The organism is Bradyrhizobium sp. SZCCHNGR1005 (assembly GCF_032489995.1).
Taxonomy (GTDB): Bacteria; Pseudomonadota; Alphaproteobacteria; order Rhizobiales; family Xanthobacteraceae; genus Bradyrhizobium.
The window spans coordinates 670,994-692,389 of the sequence record NZ_JAUEZC010000003.1; the positions used below are offsets into that span (position 1 = coordinate 670,994).

At 65.5% G+C, this 21,396-nt stretch carries 19 protein-coding genes and 1 riboswitch; of the genes, 7 read left to right on the forward strand and 12 right to left on the reverse strand.

The annotated features are described in order from the left end of the window. The first annotated feature begins 122 nt into the window (after positions 1-122). Positions 123-908 (forward strand): IclR family transcriptional regulator, encoded by a 786-nt coding sequence (locus QXZ85_RS15615; protein ID WP_315704928.1) that lies wholly within the window; start codon positions 123-125, stop codon positions 906-908. Between the two features lie 94 nt (positions 909-1,002). Then, positions 1,003-2,604: an FAD-dependent monooxygenase gene (locus tag QXZ85_RS15620; protein WP_315769567.1), complete on the forward strand. Its 1,602-nt coding sequence runs from the start codon at positions 1,003-1,005 to the stop codon at positions 2,602-2,604. Between the two features lie 54 nt (positions 2,605-2,658). Here the strand turns inward: QXZ85_RS15620 and QXZ85_RS15625 are convergent, their stop codons facing one another. From QXZ85_RS15625 to QXZ85_RS15660, 8 genes are all read right to left on the reverse strand, one after another. Next, positions 2,659-3,495, reverse strand: coding sequence for an XdhC family protein (locus tag QXZ85_RS15625; protein ID WP_315769565.1), 837 nt, complete (start codon positions 3,493-3,495; stop codon positions 2,659-2,661). A 214-nt stretch (positions 3,496-3,709) separates the two neighbouring features. Next, a complete protein-coding gene (locus QXZ85_RS15630) occupies positions 3,710-4,918 on the reverse strand; it encodes a VWA domain-containing protein (RefSeq protein ID WP_315769563.1) in 1,209 nt (402 codons plus the stop codon). Then, a complete protein-coding gene (locus QXZ85_RS15635; protein WP_315769562.1) occupies positions 4,915-5,784 on the reverse strand; it encodes a MoxR family ATPase in 870 nt (289 codons plus the stop codon). The genes QXZ85_RS15630 and QXZ85_RS15635 overlap by 4 nt, the downstream gene beginning before the upstream one ends. 202 nt (positions 5,785-5,986) lie before the next feature. Then, on the reverse strand, positions 5,987-8,407 hold the full coding sequence (locus tag QXZ85_RS15640) for an aerobic carbon-monoxide dehydrogenase large subunit (protein WP_315744041.1): 2,421 nt from the start codon (positions 8,405-8,407) through the stop codon (positions 5,987-5,989). Continuing rightward, on the reverse strand, positions 8,404-8,904 hold the full coding sequence (locus QXZ85_RS15645; protein WP_315704934.1) for a (2Fe-2S)-binding protein: 501 nt from the start codon (positions 8,902-8,904) through the stop codon (positions 8,404-8,406). The genes QXZ85_RS15640 and QXZ85_RS15645 overlap by 4 nt, the downstream gene beginning before the upstream one ends. Positions 8,905-9,122: 218 nt before the next feature. Then, positions 9,123-9,986 (reverse strand): xanthine dehydrogenase family protein subunit M, encoded by an 864-nt coding sequence (locus QXZ85_RS15650; RefSeq protein ID WP_315744040.1) that lies wholly within the window; start codon positions 9,984-9,986, stop codon positions 9,123-9,125. Positions 9,987-10,186: 200 nt separating this feature from the next. Then, the gene (locus QXZ85_RS15655) at positions 10,187-11,410 is read right to left on the reverse strand and encodes an MHYT domain-containing protein (protein ID WP_315744038.1); all 1,224 of its coding nucleotides are present in this window, start codon (positions 11,408-11,410) and stop codon (positions 10,187-10,189) included. A gap of 138 nt (positions 11,411-11,548) precedes the next feature. Next, on the reverse strand, positions 11,549-12,142 hold the full coding sequence (locus QXZ85_RS15660) for a 6,7-dimethyl-8-ribityllumazine synthase (RefSeq protein ID WP_315744036.1): 594 nt from the start codon (positions 12,140-12,142) through the stop codon (positions 11,549-11,551). Between the two features lie 75 nt (positions 12,143-12,217). Beyond that, positions 12,218-12,380, reverse strand: a riboswitch (FMN riboswitch). A gap of 404 nt (positions 12,381-12,784) precedes the next feature. Between QXZ85_RS15660 and QXZ85_RS15665 the strand changes: the two genes are divergently transcribed. Further along, complete coding sequence (locus QXZ85_RS15665; protein WP_315704938.1) at positions 12,785-13,285, forward strand: YbjN domain-containing protein; 501 nt, start codon at positions 12,785-12,787, stop codon at positions 13,283-13,285. 176 nt (positions 13,286-13,461) lie between these two features. After that, on the forward strand, positions 13,462-14,289 hold the full coding sequence (proC, locus tag QXZ85_RS15670) for a pyrroline-5-carboxylate reductase (protein ID WP_316174406.1): 828 nt from the start codon (positions 13,462-13,464) through the stop codon (positions 14,287-14,289). A 144-nt stretch (positions 14,290-14,433) separates the two neighbouring features. Here the strand turns inward: proC and QXZ85_RS15675 are convergent, their stop codons facing one another. From QXZ85_RS15675 to QXZ85_RS15690, 4 genes are all read right to left on the reverse strand, one after another. Beyond that, a complete protein-coding gene (locus tag QXZ85_RS15675) occupies positions 14,434-14,829 on the reverse strand; it encodes a thioesterase family protein (RefSeq protein WP_315704940.1) in 396 nt (131 codons plus the stop codon). Between the two features lie 119 nt (positions 14,830-14,948). Next, entirely contained in the window at positions 14,949-15,152 is a 204-nt protein-coding gene (locus tag QXZ85_RS15680) for a tautomerase family protein (RefSeq protein WP_315706691.1), read from the reverse strand. A 144-nt stretch (positions 15,153-15,296) separates the two neighbouring features. Beyond that, a complete protein-coding gene (hisS, locus tag QXZ85_RS15685; RefSeq protein WP_316174408.1) occupies positions 15,297-16,856 on the reverse strand; it encodes a histidine--tRNA ligase in 1,560 nt (519 codons plus the stop codon). Between the two features lie 235 nt (positions 16,857-17,091). Continuing rightward, positions 17,092-18,171, reverse strand: coding sequence for a branched-chain amino acid aminotransferase (locus QXZ85_RS15690; protein ID WP_315769558.1), 1,080 nt, complete (start codon positions 18,169-18,171; stop codon positions 17,092-17,094). 331 nt (positions 18,172-18,502) lie between these two features. Between QXZ85_RS15690 and QXZ85_RS15695 the strand changes: the two genes are divergently transcribed. The 3 genes from QXZ85_RS15695 to QXZ85_RS15705 all read left to right on the forward strand — a co-directional run bounded on the left by QXZ85_RS15695 (position 18,503) and on the right by QXZ85_RS15705 (position 21,394). Beyond that, positions 18,503-19,057, forward strand: coding sequence for a MarR family winged helix-turn-helix transcriptional regulator (locus tag QXZ85_RS15695; protein WP_315706688.1), 555 nt, complete (start codon positions 18,503-18,505; stop codon positions 19,055-19,057). Further along, positions 19,054-19,785 (forward strand): response regulator transcription factor, encoded by a 732-nt coding sequence (locus QXZ85_RS15700; RefSeq protein ID WP_315706687.1) that lies wholly within the window; start codon positions 19,054-19,056, stop codon positions 19,783-19,785. Before QXZ85_RS15695 ends, QXZ85_RS15700 begins: the two co-directional genes overlap by 4 nt. Before the next feature lie 220 nt (positions 19,786-20,005). Continuing rightward, positions 20,006-21,394 carry an ATP-binding protein gene (locus QXZ85_RS15705; protein WP_315706686.1) on the forward strand — a complete coding sequence of 463 codons (1,389 nt, stop codon included), beginning with the start codon at positions 20,006-20,008 and terminating at the stop codon, positions 21,392-21,394. Positions 21,395-21,396: the final 2 nt, after the last annotated feature.

Sequence of the window (21,396 nt, forward strand, 5' to 3'; positions counted from 1 at the left end):
GCCGGCCTGTTATCGATTTTTGTCTCAAATCTCTTATTATGAGATTTTATTCAACACAAGCCGTCAGCCGCGAGCATTTTCGCGAACCCGCAAATCCGGGTATCAGGACGGCGGCGTGAGACATGGTGAGGCAGGCGTTGAAGAAGACCAACAGTCAGGATCGAGTGCTGGCGCTGCTCGACCTCTTCAGTGAGAGCCGCCCGCTCTGGACGCCCGAGGAGTTGATGCGCGAGCTCGGCTACACCAGGCCGACGCTCTATCGCTATCTGAAGAGCCTGAAGGACATCGGGCTTTTGATGTCGACACGGGGAGGCCGCCTGACGCTCGGTCCGCGCGTTGTCGAAATGGATTACCTGAGCCGCCGCGCCGACCCTCTGGTCGCAGCGGCCACGCCGCATCTGGCGCGCCTCACCACTGCCCATCCCTGCACCGCGCTGGTCGTGCGCTGGTATGGCGACAAAATGCTGTGCGTCGCCTCACAGTCCTCCGCCCCCAATCCCATCAGCAGCTATCCGCGCGGACGGCCGATGCCGATGGGACGCGGCGCGATCGCCCGCTCGATCATGGCGTTCCTGCCGAAGCCGCAACTGATGGCGTTGATCGGCCGCTATGCGGACGATCTCCGCCAGGTCGGCGTCGGCAGGACGCCGGATGACATCCTGGCCGCGCTCAAGCGCATCCGGCGCGCCGGCGTCGCGGTGGCATTCGGCGAAGTGACGCCTGGCGCAGTCGGTGTCGCCGCACCGATCCTCGATGCCGGTTATCCGGTGGCCAGCCTCTGCGTCACCATCGGCGGACAACAGGCGAATGGCGAGCTGATCGACCGGATCAGCACGGAGGTGTGCGAGGCGGCTCGGCTGATCGGGACAGAAGCCTTCGACGAATCCATTCAAAATCTCAATATATGAGATTCTTATTGACGCATCGGGCGACAGACGGCATGTGAAGCACCGGAGCGCCCGGCAGACCGGAATGACCGCGGCGCGCGAAGAGAGGAGACGCATGCGGATGATGGCGCACCCAAAAACGCCTGTCATGATCGTCGGCGGCGGCCCGGTCGGCATCGGGCTCGCGATCGATCTTGGCCTGCGCGGCATCAAGTCGGTCGTCGTCGAGCGCTACACCGAGCCGCAGCAGATCCCGAAGGGCCAGAACCTGACCCAGCGCACCATGGAGCATTTCCATGTCTGGGGTGCGGAAGATGCGCTGCGCGCCGCGCGCACCATCCCGCGCGAGTACGGCATCGGCGGGCTCACCGCCTATGGTTCGCTGCTCAGCGGCTACAACTATGACTGGCTGCAGCGCGAGCTGGTACGGCCGTTCTACTTCACCGACAACGAACGGCTGCCGCAATACGCCACCGAAGCCGTGCTGCGCCGGCGCGCGGCGGAGATCGAGGCGATCGAGCTGCTCTATGGCTGGACCTGCACCGCCGTCCACCAGAACGCTGACGATGCCGAGGTCGAGATTGCCGATCGCGACGGCGGCAAGCGGATCCTGCACGCCGAGTACGTGGTCGGCTGCGACGGCAGCCGCTCGCTGGTGCGCGAGCAGGCCGGCATCACCCAGACGAAATCCGACCACGATCGGCTGATGGTGCTGCTGGTGTTCCGCTCCAACGGCCTGCACGAACTGCTGGCGCGCTACCCCGGCAAGTCATTCTACAACGTGCTGCATCCGGCGCTTGACGGCTACTGGAAGTTCTTCGGCCGCGTCGATCTCGGCTCGACCTGGTTCTTCCATGCGCCGGTGCCGGCCGACACGACACGCAACAATTTCGACTTCAAGCGCTTCCTGCACGAGGCCGCGGGCGCCGAGTTCGATGTCACGCTCGAGCATGTCGGCTTCTGGGATCTGCGCTTCGCGATCGCCGACAGCTATCGCGCGGGGCGCATCTTCATCGCCGGCGACGCCGCCCACAGCCATCCACCCTATGGCGGCTATGGCGTCAACAGCGGGCTCGAGGATGCCGTCAACCTGTCCTGGAAGCTGGCCGCCCGGCTGCAGGGCTGGGCAGAGGCCGGCCTGCTCGACAGCTACAGCGCCGAGCGGCAGCCGGTGTTCGCTTCCACCGCACGCGACTTCATCGAGAAATCGATCCTCACCGACCGCGACTTCCTCCGCAGCCACGATCCGGCCCGCGACCGCGCCGATTTCGAGACGGCCTGGCGCGAGCGGCAGTCCGGCGCGCGCGCCGAGGTGAACGCATTCGAGCCGAACTACGAGGGCTCGCCGATCGTGTGGGGAGCGCCGGGCGCCGTGAGTAGCGCGATCGGCAACCATGCTTATGCCGCTCGTGCCGGCCATCACCTGACGCCGCAGAAGCTGTCATCGGGCAGGAACGTGTTCGAGGAGCTGGGCCAAGGCTTCACGCTGATCGCACTCGGCGCCGGCGACGCGGCCTCCCACTTCGCGAAGGCGGCCGCGGACCTGCGCGTGCCGCTGAAGGTCATCAACGACACCGCAACAAATGGCCGCGAGCGATATGAGGCCCGCCTGATCCTGGTGCGGCCCGATCAGTTCGTGGCCTGGGCCGGCGACGATGTGTCCAGCGAAGAGCCAAGGCGCCTGCTGCAGCGCGCGATCGGCGGAAAGATGATGTAAGCTGCGCGAAGACCGCGCGACATCGCCCTGCCGCGAAGCGCATGGTGGCTCTTTCTAACCGGTCGGGGAGGCATGAGCGCTGCGCTGCCCCCGCCTCCGCTCGATCGTCATCTCCGCCAGGATCGACATCGCGATCTCCTCCGGCGTGATGGCGCCGAGATCGAGCCCGGCGGGCGCCTTGACGCGGTCGAGATCAGCAGGATTTGCGCCCTCGGCGATCAGCTTGGTGCGCAAGACGGCCATCTTGCGGCGGCTGCCGACGAAGGCGTGATAAGTCGCATCGGTGGCGATGGCCGCCCGCAGCGCCGCCTCGTCGCCCTTCCCTTGCGTCGAGACGACGACGAAGCGCTTGGCATCGCCGAGCCGATCGAGCGCAAAGCCGTCGATCACCATATCGGCTTCCGGCGCGGTGACGAGGTCGGATGCGGGCGCGGCCAGCGTGACGTGATAGCCGAGCGGCTTGGCTTGCGCAGCCAACGACAGCGCCACCGGGCTGGCGCCGAAGATCACCAGCGAGGGATGCGGCAACACCGGCTCGACGAAGATGTCCATCGTGCCCTTGCTCGGGCACATGTTGCTGGCGAACTTCACGCCCAGGCGCGTCTCGCCAGCCTTGACGCCGAGTTCGGCCAGGAGGTTTTCCGGCTGCACCGAGACCATGCGCGGGATGCCGTCGGCCAGCGCCTCGCGCGCAGCCTTCAGCACCGCGCCGCGTGCGCAGCCACCGCCGATCCACCCCGCCACGATGGTGCCGTCGGGACGGATGATCGCCTTCGCCCCTGCCTTCGCCGCCGTCACCGACACCGTGCGCACGATGGTGGCGAGCACGAAGCTTTCCTCCGACGCCTTCAGCTGCGCGGCGAGATCGAGCACTTCGGGGATGGCGGTCATTGGCGCCTGCTCCGCAGGTCGTTCGAGGCATACTGTCGAGGCATCAGAAATGCGTTCCCTCCCCCCTTGTGGGGGAGGGTTAGGGAGGAGGGTAAGCCACGGGCGATCTGCCTGGAGGCCCCCCTCCCCAGCCCTCCCCCACAAGGGGGGAGGGAGCATACTGCCTTCGGGCTACCAGTTCGGCTCAGTCTCGCTTCAACCCGGCTCACCATCATCACAACCTCGCCAGATATGGCTCCAGCGCCGCGAGCGACGCGAGCGTGTGCGCCGGCGCATAGAGATCGACATGAGGCAGCGCCGCTTGGATGCCCTTGGCCTCCGGCGCGTAGCCCTGCCAGCCCGCCATCGGATTGAGCCAGACGATGCGGCGGCAGCGCCGCGCCAGCTGCGCCATCTCCCGTCCCAGCAGAGCAGCATCGCCGGTCTCGTAGCCGTCGGACACGATCATCACACAGCTACGCGAATGGATGACGCGCGTCGCGTGCCAGCGGTTGAAAGTCTGGAGGCTCTCGCCGATCCTGGTGCCGCCACCCGCTCCCTGCGCCATCATCGAGAGACGATCGAGCGCGCGCGCCGCATCCTTGTCCTTCATCGCATCGGAGACGTGGACCAGCCGCGTGTGGAACAGGAACGCCTCGGCCTCGCGAAATTCGTCGAGCACGCCATGGATGAAGCGCAGGAACACCGCCGTGTACATGCTCATCGAGCCGGAGGCGTCAAGCAGCACGACGAGCCGCAGCGGCTTGTGCTTGCGGCGGCGATGCACGAGCGTGATCGGCACGCCGCCATGACTGATATTGCGATGGATAGTGCGGCGCAGATCGAGCCGCTGGCCCTTCTTCGTCAGCTGATCACGGCGGGTCAGCCCCGTGCGCATGGCCTTCGCGAGCCGCGCGGCCGCCTCGTGCGCCCGCGCCATCTGATCCGGATCGGACAGCTTGCGGAAATCGACCTCGGCAAGATTGTCGACGCGCGAGGCGCCCTCGCTGCGCCCTTCACCACCTGCCTCCTGCGGCGCGTCGTCCGACGACGGCACCTGATCGGTCGCCGATTGCGGTGTGCCGCGCCTGTCATCTGCATCCAGCAAGCTCTTCAGGGATGGGCTGTTCGCCGCCTTCGACGATCCGGATATCAACGAGCGCGACCGCACGCGCATGTTCAGCCAGAATGCATCGAACAGGCCGTCGAACCGGTCCCATTCGCTCTTGCGCGCCGAGAGCAGGTGTTTCAGGGCCGAACGAAGCAAGCCCGGCTTCTGCGCGTAACCGGACGTCAAGATGGTCGCGGTATCCCGGCCTTCGGCGAGGCCCACGGCAAAGCCGTTATCGCGCAGGGTCTTCAAGAACGCCGAAAGACGGATCGCGATCAGTCGCGTGGCCGCGCTCATGTCGTCGGCATCTGGCGTGGGACCGCAGCAGCTCATGCGACCTTCCCCAGTAGGCGCGCCGAGACCTCACGCGTGATCCGGGCGCGATCTTCATGGGTCTTGAGCAGGCACATCAGCGTCTCCTGCACGATCTCGGGCTGGTCCTTGAGATCATGCACGTCGAGACCGACCAGCGCGGCCGCCCAGTCGAGCGTCTCGGCGACGCCCGGCACCTTGCGCAGCTCTTCCTTTCGGATCGATTCCACCATGCGCGCGATCTGCAGCGACAGCTGCGCCGATGCGCCGTCGATCCGCGCCAGGATAATGCGGGCCTCGCGATCGACGTCGGGATAATCGACATAATGGTAGAGGCAGCGCCGGCGCAGTGCATCGGAGAGCTCACGGGTGCCGTTCGAGGTCAGCACCACGTGCGGGATCGACGTCGCCTTGATGGTGCCGAGCTCAGGGATCGAGACCTGGAAGTCGGAGAGCAGCTCCAGCAGGAACGCCTCGAACTCGTCGTCGGCGCGGTCGATCTCGTCGATCAAGAGCACCGGCGGCGTGGCGCGCCGGATCGCGGCAAGCAGAGGCCGCTCCAGCAGATATTTTTCCGAGAAGATCTGGTCCTCGATCTCGTCGGCATGGCCGCGATGCGCCTCGATCGCAAGCAGCTGGCGCTGGTAGTTCCACTCGTACAGCGCCTGGGACTGGTCGAGCCCTTCGTAGCATTGCAGTCGGATCAGCTCGGTCGCGTGCACGCAGGCCAATGCCTTGGCCACTTCCGTCTTGCCGACGCCCGCCTCGCCTTCGAGCAGCAGCGGACGCTTCAACAGCTGCATCAGCGAGATTGCGATCGTGAGCTCGCTGTCGGCGATGTAGCCGCAGGCGGCGAGTTGTTCCGCAATCTGGTCTCGGGTTTTCATTGCCGAAACTTATTTGTAGCGACAACGGAAGCACGTTCCCTCCCCCCTTGCGGGGGAGGGTTAGGGAGGGGGGTACCCAGCAGGCAGTGTGCTTGGAGACCCCCACCCCCGACCCCTCCCCGCAAGGGGGAGGGGAGTAGAGGCACTTCTGCAAGAGAGCGAAGCTGACGCATCACGAGCTGCTCCTCGCAAGGACGGGCCATCACGCCACCACGCCCAGCTTCTTCGCCGCCTTCCAGTTGCGCCAGAAATCGTGCGGCATCTGGATATGCGTCGACCCTAAGAACGAGAAGGCATCGTTGACCGCATTGGAGAACGCCGGCACGCCGCCGACATTCGGGCTTTCGCCGACCCCCTTGGCGCCGATCGGGTGATGCGGCGACGGCGTGACCGTGAAGTCGGTTTCCCAATGCGGGGTTTCCACCGCGGTCGGCATGAAGAAGTCCATGAACGAGCCGGTGACGACATTGCCGCCCTCGTCGTAGCGGATCTCCTGGCCCATCGCGATCGCGAAAGCTTCGGTGAGGCCGCCATGCACCTGCCCTTCGATGATCATCGGATTGATGCGGGTGCCGCAATCGTCCAGCGCATAGAAGCGTCTGATCTTGTAGACGCCGGTGTCGACGTCGATATCCATCACACAGAGATAGGCGCCGAAAGGATAGGTCATATTGGGCGGATCATAATACGAGACCGCCTCCAGCCCCGGCTCCATGCCCGGCGGCACGGAATTATACGCCGCCCAGCAGATGTCCTTCATCGACATCACCTTCTCCGGCAGTCCCTTGACGCGGAAGCCGTCGATGTCCCATTCGAGATCGTCCTCGTGAACCTCGAGCTTGTAGGCAGCGATCATCTGCGCCTTGGCCTTGATTTTCCGCGCGGCCATCGCGATCGCGGCACCCGCGACCGGCGTCGAGCGCGAACCGTAAGTGCCGAGGCCGTAAGGCGCGGTATCGGTGTTGCCCTCCTCGACCATGATGTTGTCGGCGGGAATGCCGATTTCGGTGGCGATGATCTGTGCCCAGGTGGTCTCGTGGCCCTGGCCCTGGCTCTTGGTGCCCATCCGTGCGATCCCCGCACCGGTTGGATGCAGGCGGATCTCGCAGGAATCGAACATCGCGATGCCCAGGATGTCGCAGTTCTTCGATGGGCCGGCGCCGACGATCTCGGTGAAGAAGGAGATGCCGAGCCCCATGATCTCGCGGGTCTCGCCGCGCTTGAAGGCCGCGCGCTTCTCAGCCTGCTCCTTGCGGAGGCCGGCGTAATCCACACTCTCCATCATCTTGCGCATGGCGGTGTGGTAGTCGCCGGAATCGTACTCCCAGCCCAGCGCCGAATGATACGGAAATTGCTCCGGCTTGACGAAGTTCTTCAGGCGCAATTCGGCCGGATCCATGCCGAGCTTCTGCGCCAGGATATCCATCGCGCGCTCGATGCAATAGGCAGCCTCCGTAACGCGGAACGAGCAACGGTAGGCCACGCCGCCCGGAGCCTTGTTGGTATAGACGCCGTCGACCGCAAGATGCGCGACCGGGAAGTCATACGATCCCGTCACGATGTTGAAAAAGCCGGCCGGCCATTTCGACGGATCGGCGCAGGCGTCGAAGCCGCCGTGATCGGCAAGCACGTGAACACGCAGGCCGGTGACCCTGCCCTCCTTCGTCGCGGCGATTTCGGCCGTCATGTGATAGTCGCGTGCGAACGCGGTCGCGGTCAGGTTTTCGATGCGGTCCTCGACCCATTTCACCGGCTTGCCGGTGACGATCGAGGCCACCGCCGCGCAGATATAGCCCGGATAGGCGCCGACCTTGTTGCCGAAGCCGCCGCCGATGTCGGGCGCGATCACGTGGATCTTCTGCTCCGGCAGCTTGGCGATCAGCGACACCACCGTGCGGATGACATGCGGCGCCTGGAAGGTGCCCCAGATCGTCAGTTCGCCCTTGATCTTGTCGAACGAGCAGACGCACTGGCAGGTCTCCAGCGGCGACGGATGGGTGCGGTGATAGGAGATCATCTCCTTGATCGTGACCTCGGCCTTGTTGAAGGCTGCGTCCGTCAGCTCCTTGTCGCCGACGCTCCATTCGAAGATGTGGTTGTGATGCTTGCGCGGGCCGTGGGCGCCGGACGTCTTGCCGGCGAGATCCTCGCGCAGCACCGGCGCGTCGGGGTCCATCGCCTTGAACGGATCGATCAGCACCGGCAGCGGCTCGTATTCCACCACGACCTTGCAGACCCCATCGTCCGCCGCATAGCGGTCGGTCGCGACGACGAAGGCAACCTCCTGGTTCTGGAACAGCACCTTGCCGTCGGCGAGCACCATCTGCACGTCGCCAGCCAAGGTCGGCATCCAGGCGAGATTGACCGTCTTGAGCGTCTCGGCGGTGATGACCGCGAGCACGCCGGGCACCTTCAGCGCCTCCTCGGTGTTGATCGACTTCACCCGCGCATGCGCATGCGGGGAGCGGACGAAGTCGCCGTGCAGCATGCCCGGCAGCTTGACGTCGTCGACATAGTTGCCCTTGCCTTGCGTGAAGCGGATGTCCTCGACGCGCTTGCGCTTGCAGCCCATGCCTTCGAGCGCCGCTTCGCGTTGTTCCCGCGTGGGAGTCATGTCGTTCATTCGGCGGCCTCCTTGAATTCCACGCCATTGATCTTGGCGGCGGCGTATTGAATCGCCCTGACGATGTTCTGGTAACCGGTGCAGCGGCAGATGTTGCCGGAGATGCCGGCGCGGATTTCCTCTTCGGTGGGCGACGGATTTTCCTGCAGAAGCCGGTGGGCGCGCACGATCATGCCGGGCGTGCAGAAGCCGCATTGCAGGCCGTGCATCATGCGAAAGCCTTCCTGCAGTGGCGACAATGTCCCGTCGGCATTCGCCATGCCTTCGATCGTGGTGATCTCGGTCCCCTGCGCCTGGACCGCGAACATCGTGCAGCTCTTCACGCTCATGCCGTCGATGTCGACGGTGCAGGCGCCGCAATGGGTGGTTTCGCAACCAATATGCGTGCCGGTCAGCAGCGCCTGCTCGCGCAGGAAATGCACCAGCAGCGTGCGCGGCTCGACGAGGCCTTCGACCTCGCTGCCGTTCACTGTCATCGTGACGTGGGTTTTGGGCATTGGTTCGCTTCCTCAAGAAATTGTGGATCGGTCTCACTGAGGCTACGGCATCGGTTTGCTCCCCCCACGCCGCAATCGCGAAGCGATTGTCGGCAGCGGGGAGGGGTTGGGGGTCCACGGCGACAGAGCCGCTTGGGGCTCCCCCCACCCCGCCCCTTCCCCGCAAGAGGGAGGGAGACGACCGCGCTCGCGGCGGCTTCACTCCGAAAAGCAGATCGTCACTTCGCGCGTTGCGCTGCCCGCTGCAGCGCGCGGATCACCATGATGCCGCCGACATGTTTGCGGTATTCGACTGGGCCGCGCGCATCGGCCGCCGGCGCCATGATGGCGCGCGCCGCGTCGGCCGCCGCATTCAACGCGGCCGGATCGAGCGCCGTGCCGATCACTGCGTTGGCGGCATCGGTCGCGAGCAGCGGCGTCTCGTGCAGATTGGTCAGGCCAATCGCGCAGGCTGCGACTTTGCCGTTTGCCATTGTCAGCACCACGGCGGCGGCGGCGGTCGCGTAATCGCCCACTTTCCGTTTCAGCTTCTCATAGGCATAGCCATGGCCGGCCGGCGGAAGAGGAACGGAGATTTCCGTCAACAGCTCGCCGGGCTCGAGCGAAGTGAAATAGGCGCCCTGATAGAACTCGGTGGCGGCGATCTCGCGTGCCCCGCCGGGCCCTTCGAGCCTGTAGCCTGCGCCCAGCGCCATCATCAGGGCCGGCATGTCATTGCCGGGATCGCCATTGGCGACATTGCCGCCCAGCGTGCCGCGATAACGCACCTGGGGATCTGCGATCAGGGCGGCGGCCTCCTGCAGGATCGGCAGGTTCGCACGGATCTCGTCGGACGTGAGCAGGTCGTGTTGCGTCGTCATCGCGCCGATGCGGATGCGATTGCCGTCGCGGCGGATGAATTTCAATTCGGACAGGCCATGCAGATCGATCAGGTGCGCCGGCGTGGCGAGCCTGAGCTTCATCATCGGGACGAGACTATGGCCGCCGGCGAGCGGCCGGGCTTCGTCGCCCAGACCTGCGAGCAGCTTGACCGCATCGGCCACGCTCTCGGGCCGGTGATAGCTGAACGGACCAGGAATCATCCGCTGTCCTCCCTGTTCTGATTTTTCGCCGCGTCTCTTGCCGCAATCGCGAAGTTGCAGCCGCGAAGAGAAGAGGCGCGTCGTGTTGGGAGAAGGCTTGTCCGAGAATGAGCCGGGCGCAACGCGCCCGGCACGAATGCGGCTCAATTCACACGAATTGCGGGCCGCAGCGCACGAACTGCGTCAGCGTGTGCGACCTATCATGCCTGCCGCCGCACGAGCCCGAGGCGCGATTTGACCTCGGCGATCTTGGCGCGGCTAACGGGGACGCGATGCGGCGCGGGTCCGTCGAGTTCGATGATGGCGCCGTCGCCGTCCTTGCCCACGAAGCAGACATGCGAGATCGCGACGATGTGACTGCGGTGCACACGAACGAACAGGCTGGGATCGAGTTGCGCTTCGGCCTCCGAGATCGACCATGGGCACATGCGCTCGCGCATGCCGTCGTGCACCCTCGTATAATGAGCATCGGCACGGACGCTGCGGACCTCGGCGGCGTCGATGAAATGGGTGCCGTTGGCACCCTCGATCGGAAGCCGGGACGCCGCAACGCGCGGCGGCTGGCCGAGGCCGCCCAGCGGCGCCGCCGGCATCATGCGCGCACTGGTCGGAAGGATCGGCTCGGCTTCTTCGGGCGGGGCCGAAGCCAGGTCCTCTGCCCTCTCCGGCTCCAGATGGGCTGGTTCGTCCGAAGTGGCTTCGACCTGCCGCCGCGCGTCCGGCACCAGGGAGAGCAGAAACCCGGCCGCGATGACGAAGCACAGCACAGACACCACGATCGACAGCACCTGCTGCGACGCAGCGAGGCCCGCGACACCATGGTGATGAACGTCCGCCGTGAGCGGCACGAAATGCATGCCGAGCATCGCGGTATAGTGCATGCCGGAGACGGCGATGCCGAAGGCGATCGCGCTTGCCGCGAGCCGCAGGCCGTCCTGCCGCGCCAGAAAGATCCGCAAGCCGCCATAGGCAGCGAGCATCGCGATCGCGACCGACAGGAGCACCATCGGCGGATCATGCGTGATGGCGAAGTTTCCCGACAGGCCGTGGATGCCGACATAATGCATGCTGGCGATGCCGGTGCCGAGCAGCACGGCGGAAGGAATGATCCGCTCCGGTCCCCGCTCGCCGATGCTGACGAAGAAGAGCGAGATGCCGACGACCAGCGCGCAGATCAGGAACGAGGTGACGGTCGGCAGCATGAGGTAGGTGGCATCAGCCGGGAGCGGTGCGGCCATGACGCCGACGAAATGCATGGTCCAGATGCCAACGGCGAGAAAGGCCGCGGCGCCGGACAGCAGCACGCGGCGGTTCACGCCCGCGGCCTCGCGGATGCGCGCGGTCAGGCTGAAGCCGGTGTAGCCGCCCAGAATCGCGATTGCCACCGACAGCGCGACCAGAAAGGGATCGTGTCCGTCGAACATGATGCTTGCCGACCCGTCGCCACGGGCCGACGTCCTCCCACCGCCGATGTTATAGAGGTGGCGAGCACGATGGCAAACAATGCGTGGATAGCCGACGCGGACGGGCCTGATCACAGATCACACCCGTCCGCGATTGCGTTACACGATCCCCGCCGCGACCTGGCTGCGCAGCCGCTCCAAACTCAGCAGCGTGTTGGCGCAGGCTTCGGCGACTTCCCCGCCCTTGACCGCAAAATGCTTGCGGAAGAACTCGAAATGCGCCTGCGTCTCGTGGAATTGCTGCGGCGTCAGCACCGCCGAAAACACCGGCACTTCCGTTCGCAACTGCACATCCATCAGCGCCTTGATCACGGTATCGGCGACGAATTCGTGGCGGTAGATGCCGCCATCGACGACCAGCCCGGCCGCGACGATCGCGGTGTAGCGGCGGGTCTTGGCCAGCAGCTGCGCATGCAGCGGGATCTCGAAGGAGCCCGGCACCTCGAAGATGTCGACGCGCTCGCGTGCGATATGCCGCGCCTCGATCTCGTCGAGAAAGGCGATGCGGCATTCGGCGACGACGTCGCGGTGCCAGGCCGACTGCACGAAGGCGACGCGCTGCGGCTTGGCAAACCGCGGATGCGAGGGCGTAGGCGGCGCCTCGTCAGGCGGGCTTGGCTCCACCGGCACGGCGGCCTGCGGAGAGGCTTCGGTTTCGATATCAGCTTGGGGGTCTTGCAACATCTGATTCATGGTTGTCCTCGTTTGAGACCAGAATCAGGGCATACGGAACGACGACGCCCCCACGCGCATGCGCGGGGTGCCGGGACCCGTTCTCTTTCATCCGGACTGTGACCGTCGGCTTCGGAGTCGCACCGAATCTGCTGACCCCTGCCCGATCGCGAGAACGGACAGGGCGCTCGCGGGCTTGGACGCTTCCAGGAAGGCCCTTACCGCCGGTGGGGAATTCCACCCCGCCCTGAGAACATGAACCGCCCGGCTGGACGGCCCGCTCGAACTATGCCGGGCGGCGAGCAGCCCGACAAGTTCCCTGACCGGCAAAATTCGACCACCGGCCATGCAGTCCCGGCTCGGCCTCCGCCGAATCCCGAATGCCAGAATCAAGTCGCTGAGGCGGAGCGCGCCACCCGAATCCGATTCCGTTTTGTTCACGGCCATGGAGTCCATCGCTTGATGAGCTGTGGACGAAATAGGGTTTGGCTGTGGACGGATTCAGCGTGCAGTTGCGCGGATTCAGCAAATCACATCAGTTTGTTCGCGCAACGCCCGGGGTTCCTCCGGGACTGCAAGCCGGTTGCGACTGCGCCTCCAACGGCGCGGGCCGGGTCGCCGCGTGAGTACCACCCAGATCAAGAAGACAGAGGTCGAGACGGCATGTCCCTGCTCGAAGGCATCATCGATTCCGGAAACGATCCGCTGACCGTGGTCGAGACCATCGCCGCGGATAACAACTGGGCGTTCGAACGCTCCGGCATCGATGAAGTAACCATCGCCTCCAGGGGGCAGTGGACGGACTATCAGATCTCGTTCACCTGGATGGCCGAGATCGAGGCGCTGCATCTCGCTTGCGCCTTCGACATGAAGATTCCGGAAAACCGGCGCGCGGAAGTGCAGCGGCTGATCGGTGCGATCAACGAGCAGCTCTGGCTTGGCCATTTCGATATCTGGACCCACACCGGCATGGTGATGCACCGCCAGGCGCTGGTGCTGCCCGGCGGCATCACCGCTTCGGAACAGCAATGCGCCAGCATGCTCGAGGGCGCGATCCATGCCTGCGAGCGCTATTACCCGGCGTTCCAATTCGTGGTCTGGGCGGGCAAGTCGACGCAGGAAGCCATGGCTGCGGCGCTGTTCGACACCGAGGGCGAGGCGTAAGGCAAACAACGGCGGATCGCTGCCGCCTCAAATTCGGTGTCGTCCCGGCGCACGTCGGGACCCATAACGCGTGACCTCTCCGTTCAGGCAAGCTGCTTGTCGCTCTGCCATCGCTCCACTAAAACCGCGGTGGGTTATGGATCCCGGCTCAAGGCCGGGACGACAGCTTTTGTGCGGTGACAACAGTGAACAACAATAGGCTCCAAAACATCACGGGCACCATCGCACTCGCCGGGGCCGGCAAGATGGGCGGCGCGATGCTGACCGGCTGGCTGGCGCAAGGCCTCGATCCGTCGCGCGTGGTGGTGATCGATCCGATGCCGTCAGCCGAGATCGGCGCGCTCGCGGCCAGGGGCGTGCGGCTCAATCCGGCTGAAGCGCCGGAGGCGGAGACGCTGGTGATCGCGGTGAAGCCGCAGATGTTCCGCGAGGCCGGCCCGACGCTGAAACGTTGCGTGGGCGCGTCGACGCTGGTGGTCTCGATCATGGCCGGCACCACCATCGCCGCGCTCCAGGAGGTCGTGGGCGGCGCCGTGGTCCGGGCGATGCCGAACACGCCGGCCGCAATCGGTCGCGGCATCACGGTCGCGGTGCCGGCCCCCGACGTCAGCACCGCACAGCGCGCCATCGCCGACGCCTTGCTGCGCGCCACCGGCGCGGTCGAATGGGTCGATGACGAAGCCCTGATGGACGCTGTGACGGCCGTATCGGGCTCGGGACCGGCCTACGTCTTCCTGCTCGCCGAGGAGCTCGCGCGGGCCGGTGTCGCGGCTGGCCTGCCGGAAGCGCTGGCAACGAAACTCGCGCGCGACACGGTGTCGGGCGCGGGCGAATTGCTGCATCGCTCGGAGCTGTCAGCGGCGACCTTGCGCCAGAACGTGACCTCGCCCGGCGGCACCACGGCCGCGGCGCTGGCGGTGCTGATGGGCGCGGACGGATTTGGCCCGCTGCTGACGCGCGCGGTGGCCGCCGCCGCGGCGCGGTCCAAGGAATTGGCGAAGTAGGAGTTTCCGTCGTTGCGAGCCGCCCGGTCCGCGCGAAGCGCGACCGGATGACGAGCTCCGCGAAGCAATCCAGGCATGAGGCGCGGACAGAGCCTGGATTGCTTCGGCGCTTACGCGCCTCGAATGACGGCTTCGTCGTAGCCGCTACGGCACACCAAACCGCTTCTTGAACTGCGCGACATTGACGAGCCCGCGGCCGTGCCGGCCCTCGCCGATCTTGAGATCGCCGTGGAATGCGGCGACCGCAAACCGGATCACGCGCCGCTCGACCTCGATCACTTCGGCCGTGGTGCGGATGGTGGCACCGACCGGCGCGGCCGCCAGATGCTTGATGTCGACCTCGGTGCCGACCGTGACCCAGCCCTCCGGCAGGCTGGCCTTGATCGCGTCACCCGAGGTCATCTCCATTTCCAGGATCATCATCGGCGTCGCATAAACCATGGGCATGTGCGGCACAAAATGCCCGACCGTGCGCTCCGGCGGCACGATCAGGATGCGCTCGGCGCTCAGGCCGACTTTGATGATGTCGCGTGCGTCCATGTCGGGCCCCAGCTTTCGTCATTCCGGGCGCTCGCCAATAGCGAGCGAACCCGGAATCCAGAGATGATAGCTCGAGATTCCGGGTTCGCGCTACGCGCGCCCCGGAATGACGCTATGACCTATTTCTTTAACTCGGCCGCGCGTTCGACGAAGGTCTTGCCGCCCTTCATCTTGTGGGAGAGCGGCGCCTCGTTGATCTGGATCACCACGGCTTCTGCATCGACGCCGAGATGCGTCACCAGCGCCTTGGTGATGTCGCGCATCATGCCAGCCTTCTGCTCGTCGGTGCGGCCAGCGGCCATGTTCACGGTGATCTCGGGCATGCATTGCTCCCTGCTGTTTCGTTCTGGCCGAGCAAAAGCGCGAAGCGCGTCTTCGCCCCGAATGTCCCGGCCATCCACGTTGGGCCTATCAAACAAGACGTGGATGCCCGGCACAAGGCCGGGCATGACAGCAGAGCGGAATGCCTACCCCCAGTTCACATCATGCCTCGCGAGCACCTCGCGCACGCCGGCAACGAGCTCGTCCTCCTTGCAGGAGAACTGCGCCGGCCGGCTCTCGCGCCATTCCTGGTTGGAGGCGATCGCGGCCGCCGCCTTGGCGCCCTCGATCAGATCCTTGATCTGCACCTCGCCGCGCGCCTTCTCATCCGAACCCTGGATGATGACGCAGGGCGCGTTGCGGCGGTCGGCATATTTGAGCTGGTTGCCCATGTTCTTGGGATTGCCGAGATAGAGCTCGGCGCGGATGCCGTGATTGCGTAGCTGCGAGACCATGGCTTGATAATCGGCGACGCGATCGCGGTCGAACACAGTGACGACCACAGGTCCGAACGCCGGGCGCGTGTCGAGCTTGCCCAGCATCGTCAGCGCCGCCTGCAGCCGCGACACGCCGATGGAGAAGCCGGTCGCGGGGACCGGCTCGCCGCGAAAGCGCGAGACGAGGCCATCGTAGCGCCCGCCGCCGCCGACCGAACCGAACCGCACCGGCCGTCCCTTCTCGTCCTTGGTGTCGAGCAGCAGTTCGACCTCGTAGACCGGGCCCGTGTAGTATTCGAGGCCGCGGACGACGGAGGGCTCGATGCGAACGCGGCTGTAGCCGTAGCCAGCCGCACTGCAGAGTTTCGCGATCTCAGTCAGGTCATTGATGCCGTCGGCATAGGCCGCGGACGACATGAACAATTTCCGCTGGGCGACCGAGCCCAGCACCGTTGCATTGAACTGCAAATCCTGCTCGTCGTTTTGAAACGCCGGCTGAGCCACCTTCATCTCAAAAAAGGCCAGCAGCGCCTCGATCTGGTTGTTGTCGAGACCCGCGCCCTTGGTGAAGTCGCCCTTGCCGACCTCACCGCCATCCCAGCGGCCTTCACCGAGCAGCTTCCTGATTTCCGCGATCGGAAACTTGTCGGCCTTGTCGATCGCGCGCAGGACTGTGAGCCGGCGTCCTGCATGCTCTTCGCCGCCGATGCCGATCGCCTCCATCACGCCATCGAGCACCTTGCGGTTGTTGACCTTCACGACATAAGAGCCGCGCGGAATGCCCAGCGCCTCCATCGTGTCGGCCGCCATCATGCACATTTCGGCGTCCGCCGCGGGCGAACCCGACCCCACCGTATCGGCATCGAACTGCATGAACTGGCGGAAACGGCCGGGGCCCGGCTTCTCATTGCGGAATACGTAACCGGCCCGATAAGACCGATACGGCTTCGGCAGGTGATCGAAATTCTCGGCGACGTAGCGCGCGAGCGGCGCGGTGAGATCGTAGCGCAGCGAGATCCACTGCTCGTCATCGTCCTGGAACGAGAACACGCCCTCGTTGGGACGGTCCTGGTCGGGCAGGAATTTGCCGAGCGCGTCGGTGTATTCGAACGCCGGCGTCTCCACCGGCTCGAAACCGTAGCGCTCATAGACGGCGCGGATCTTCTCGACCATCTCGCGCGTGGCCGCGATCGCGGCGGGACCGCGATCCTCCAGCCCGCGCGGCAGCCGCGCCTTCAGCTTCTGGGGTTTCTTGGGTTTGTCGGACATGGCGGCTTGGTAGCAGCCGTCGCACAAGGCGGCAACCGCCGCTGACGTGCTTCAGTCTTGCAAGCTGCTCACATGTGGCGAGAGCACCCGATCGCCGCGCATGCGGTGCGCTCCGTCCCCACTTGCGGGGGAGGTCGGGGTGGGGGCCCCGCGGGCAGTCTTCGTGGAGCTACCCCCGCCCCCTCCCCCTTGCGGGGAGGGGGGCCTACCGTCCCTGTGGCACGGTTCGCCCGGCTTACTTCACTTCGCGGATCCAGTTGTGCGGATCGGGGCTGCGGCCATACTGGATGTCGACCAGCTTCTTGCGCAGGCCCATGGCGACCGGACCGGCCTCGCCGCCGCTGATCAGGAAGTCGCCGCTCGCCGAGCGCACCTTGCCGATCGGCGAGATCACCGCGGCGGTGCCGCAGGCGAAAGCTTCCTTCAGCCGGCCGCTCTTGGCGTCGGCGCGCCACTGGTCGATCGTGTAGGGCTCCTCGCGCACCACCGTGCCGGCATCTCTCGCCAGCGTGATGATCGAATCGCGGGTGATGCCCGGCAGGATCGTGCCCAGCGGCGGGGTCGACAGCGAGCCGTCGTCGAACACGAAGAAGACGTTCATGCCGCCGAGTTCCTCGACATAGCGGCGCTCGACCGCATCGAGGAAGACCACCTGGTCGCAGCCGTGCTCGATCGCTTCGGCCTGGGCGCGCAGGCTCGCCGCATAATTGCCGCCGCATTTGACGCTGCCGGTTCCGCCGATCGCGGCGCGCGTATAATTCTCCGACACCCAGATCGACACCGGCGCAGGTCCGCCCTTGAAATAGGAGCCGACCGGCGAGGCGATGACGGCGAAGAGATATTCGCCGGACGGCTTCACACCGAGGAACACCTCGTTCGCGATCATGAAGGGCCGCAGGTAGAGGCTGCCCTCGCCGCCCGGAATCCAGTCGCGGTCGATCCGCACCACCTGCTCGACGGCTTCGATAAACAGGTCCTCGGGCAGCGGCGCCATCGCCATCCGCTCGGCCGAATTCCAGAAGCGCTTGGCATTGGCATCGGGGCGGAACAGGTTCACGCCGCCGTCGTCGCGCTTATAGGCTTTCAGGCCCTCGAAGATCTCCTGCGCGTAATGCAGGACGGCCCCGGCCGGATCGAGCGGGAAATGGCTGCGGACGATGATCCGTGCATCGTGCCAGCCCTTCGCGTCGGTGTAGCGGACCACGGCCATATGGTCGGTGAACACCCGGCCGAAGCCCGGATTGGCGAGCTTCGCCGCGCGCTCCTCCGCCGAAATTGGATTGCTTGCCGGCTCGATTTCGAACGTCAGACTCATTTTTGCTTTCCCCGCTGTCCTGGCCATCGCGAGTTGTGGGGACCGACCGATCTGTTCGGCCCCGCTGGCTTGATCAATCCGGACGTCACGACCGCCGGCCCCAGGGCCGGTTGCGGTGCCAGCAAGTCGACGAGGACATGCTTTTGCGCTGGGCGGAAGTCCAGTATGTTTGCCGAAATGCCGCTCGACAACACGGTAGATCGCTGCCCAAGCCCTTTGCCGCCTGCGACGGCTTCTTTGGGCCAATGGAACAACCTGACCTCCGATCGAAAAGACCTAAAATTTCGTCGGAACCGACCGTTTTGTAACATTGAACCCAAGATACGTCAATATGGCTGACATAAATTTCTCAACGCCCGTGCCAGGCTCCGATTCGCGCTCTTCCGAGCCCCAGGCGGCGGCTGGGGACGACCCGGCGTTGCGCTGGGACATCATCGAGCTGTTGTTCTTTGCCTATCGCGATTTCGTCGGCGATGCCGATCACGAGTTGGAAGCTTTCGGCTTCGGCCGTGCCCATCACCGGGTGATCCATTTCGTCACCCGCTATCCCGGGCTCAAGGTCGCCGATCTCCTGGACGTGCTGCGCATCACCAAGCAGTCGCTCGGGCGGGTGCTGAAGCAGCTGCTCGACGAAGGCTACATCGTGCAGAAGACCGGCAACAACGACCGCAGGCAGCGCCTTCTTTTCGCCACCCCCAAGGGCGAGGCGCTGGTGACCAAGCTTGCCGGCTTGCAGACCCGGCGCATCGATCGTGCGCTGGAGCAGATCGGGCCGGCAGGCGCGGACAAGGTCCAGCAGTTCCTGCGCGCGATGATCGATCGCGACGACCCGGACAAGGTGCTGGAAGCGATCTTCAAGATGCCCGTCGTCACCGTAAAGGAGTGATCGTGCCGCTCGCCGCCATCACCACCCGCGCTCCGCAGACACCCGCCGACGACGCGCCGCACCTGCTGCTCGTCGATGACGACCGCCGCATCCGCGATCTGTTGTCGCGCTTCCTGCGCGCCGAAGGCTACCGCGTCACCACGGCGATGAGCGCGAGCGATGCCCGCGCCAAGCTCACCGGCCTCCATTTCGATCTCTTGATCCTCGATGTGATGATGCCCGGCGAGAGCGGCTTCGACCTCGCCCGCTTCATCCGCACCCAATCCTCGGTCCCGATCGTGATGCTGACCGCGCGCTCCGAGCCGGAGAGCCGGATCGAGGGACTGCAGCTCGGGGCGGATGACTATGTCGCCAAACCGTTCGAGCCGCGCGAGCTGGCGCTGCGCATCGGCAATATCCTGAAGCGGGCGGCGCCGCCGCCGGCGGAAGAGGTGATCGAGCAGGTCGCCTTCGGTCCCTTCAGCTATCATCTGGCGCGGGGCGAGCTGAAGCAGGGCGAAGAGGTGATCCACCTCACCGATCGCGAGCGCGAGATGCTGCGCATCCTCGCCAATGCCCGCGGCGAGACCGTGCCGCGCGGTGCCCTCACCGGCAACGGCACCGTGAACGAGCGTGCGGTCGATGTGCAGATCAACCGGCTCCGCCGCAAGATCGAAATCGATCCGGCCAATCCGCTGTTCCTGCAGGCCGTGCGCGGCATCGGCTATCGGCTGATGGTGGCGGGGTGACGTGCGTGAGAGATCGATTTCCGATGATGGCATCATACCGAGCCACAAGCGCGTTGCGCTCCCTCTCCCGTAGGGAGAGGGTTGGGGTGAGGGGTTACGGTCTTTCGATCGAGAGCTCCCCCTCACCCGGATTGCTATGCAATCCGACCTCTCCCCGCAGGGGAGAGGTGTCCCGGATTCGCGGCGCCGTTGTCGGTGCGAAAGCCGCCGTCCGACTCACATGACCACCCTCGACACCGGCTTAGCCTTCATCCGCACTGCCTCGCGCCGCGTGTCGGCTGCGAACGGCTGGATGGGCCATGCGTTCAAGAGCTGGATGCCGACCGGGCTCTACGCACGTGCGCTCCTGATCATGATCGTGCCGATGGTGATCCTGCAGACGGTGGTGGCCGGCGTGTTCATGGAGCGGCACTGGAACACGGTGACGCGACGACTCTCGACGGCCGTCGTGCAGGACATCGCGGCGCTGATCGACATCTACAAAGGCTATCCGCAGGACAAGGACCGCACGATGCTGCGGCGGATCGCCCAGCAGCGGCTCAATCTCGTGGTTGATTTCCTGCCCGCCGGCGACATGCCGCCGCCAGGGCCGAAACCGTTCTTCAACCTGCTCGATCAGTCGCTGTCGGGCCAGATCGGCCGGCAGATCAGCCGGCCCTATTGGATCGACACCGTCGGCCGCTCCAACCTGGTCGAGATCCGCATTGCGCTCGACGACGCGGTGATGCGCGTGTTCGCGCAGCGCAGCGCGGCCTATGCCTCCAACACCGACATCTTCCTGTTCTGGATGGTCGGCACCTCGTCCATCCTGCTCATCGTCTCGGTGCTGTTCCTGCGCAACCAGATCAAGCCGATCCTGCGACTGGCGGATGCGGCCGAGAGCTTCGGCAAGGGCCGCGAAGCCCCGAACTTCCGGCCGCGCGGCGCGCGCGAGGTGCGGCGGGCGGCGCACGCCTTCCTGGAAATGAAGGCCCGGATCGAGCGCACCATGGACCAGCGCACGGCGATGCTCGCCGGCGTGAGCCACGACCTGCGCACCATCCTCACCCGCTTCAAGCTCGAGCTCGCCTTGCTCGGCGACGGCCCCGAGATCGATGCGATGCGCAAGGACATCGACGAGATGTCCGGCATGCTGGAAGACTATCTCGCCTTCGCGCGCGGCGACGGCGGCGAGGTGGCGCAACCGACCGACATCTCGAACGCGCTGGAGGAGTTGCGCAGCGATGCCGAGCGCAACGGCCACACGGCCTCGGTCGCATTCCGGGGCCTGCCGGTCGTCACGGTGAAACCGCAGGCGTTGAAGCGCTGTCTCGGCAATCTCGTGTCCAACGCGGCGCGCTATGCCGACACGATCGCGATCTCAGGCCATCGCGATCACCGCTACCTCACGATCACCGTCGATGATGACGGCCCGGGCATTCCGCAAGCGATGCGCGAGGAGGTGTTCAAGCCGTTCCTGCGGCTCGATCATGCGCGCAATCAGGACGAGGGCGGCACCGGTCTCGGGCTTGCGATCGCCCGCGACATCGCCCGCTCCCATGGCGGCGACATCATGCTGGGCGAGAGCCCGGCGGGCGGCCTGCGCGCGACGGTGCGCATTCCGGTGTGAAG

Bases quoted from the DNA above. Each gene is read 5' to 3' on its own strand.
- QXZ85_RS15630 (WP_315769563.1), bottom strand. From the start codon at position 4,918: ATGAGCTGCTGCGGTCCCACGCCAGATGCCGACGACATGAGCGCGGCC.
- QXZ85_RS15615 (WP_315704928.1), top strand. From the start codon at position 123: ATGGTGAGGCAGGCGTTGAAGAAGACCAACAGTCAGGATCGAGTGCTG.
- QXZ85_RS15695 (WP_315706688.1), top strand. From the start codon at position 18,503: ATGGCTGACATAAATTTCTCAACGCCCGTGCCAGGCTCCGATTCGCGC.
- hisS (WP_316174408.1), bottom strand. From the start codon at position 16,856: ATGTCCGACAAACCCAAGAAACCCCAGAAGCTGAAGGCGCGGCTGCCG.
- QXZ85_RS15660 (WP_315744036.1), bottom strand. From the start codon at position 12,142: ATGAATCAGATGTTGCAAGACCCCCAAGCTGATATCGAAACCGAAGCC.
- QXZ85_RS15620 (WP_315769567.1), top strand. From the start codon at position 1,003: ATGCGGATGATGGCGCACCCAAAAACGCCTGTCATGATCGTCGGCGGC.
- QXZ85_RS15645 (WP_315704934.1), bottom strand. From the start codon at position 8,904: ATGCCCAAAACCCACGTCACGATGACAGTGAACGGCAGCGAGGTCGAA.
- QXZ85_RS15665 (WP_315704938.1), top strand. From the start codon at position 12,785: ATGTCCCTGCTCGAAGGCATCATCGATTCCGGAAACGATCCGCTGACC.
- QXZ85_RS15680 (WP_315706691.1), bottom strand. From the start codon at position 15,152: ATGCCCGAGATCACCGTGAACATGGCCGCTGGCCGCACCGACGAGCAG.
- QXZ85_RS15640 (WP_315744041.1), bottom strand. From the start codon at position 8,407: ATGAACGACATGACTCCCACGCGGGAACAACGCGAAGCGGCGCTCGAA.
- QXZ85_RS15625 (WP_315769565.1), bottom strand. From the start codon at position 3,495: ATGACCGCCATCCCCGAAGTGCTCGATCTCGCCGCGCAGCTGAAGGCG.
- QXZ85_RS15650 (WP_315744040.1), bottom strand. From the start codon at position 9,986: ATGATTCCTGGTCCGTTCAGCTATCACCGGCCCGAGAGCGTGGCCGAT.
- QXZ85_RS15655 (WP_315744038.1), bottom strand. From the start codon at position 11,410: ATGTTCGACGGACACGATCCCTTTCTGGTCGCGCTGTCGGTGGCAATC.
- QXZ85_RS15675 (WP_315704940.1), bottom strand. From the start codon at position 14,829: ATGGACGCACGCGACATCATCAAAGTCGGCCTGAGCGCCGAGCGCATC.
- QXZ85_RS15635 (WP_315769562.1), bottom strand. From the start codon at position 5,784: ATGAAAACCCGAGACCAGATTGCGGAACAACTCGCCGCCTGCGGCTAC.
- QXZ85_RS15705 (WP_315706686.1), top strand. From the start codon at position 20,006: ATGACCACCCTCGACACCGGCTTAGCCTTCATCCGCACTGCCTCGCGC.
- QXZ85_RS15690 (WP_315769558.1), bottom strand. From the start codon at position 18,171: ATGAGTCTGACGTTCGAAATCGAGCCGGCAAGCAATCCAATTTCGGCG.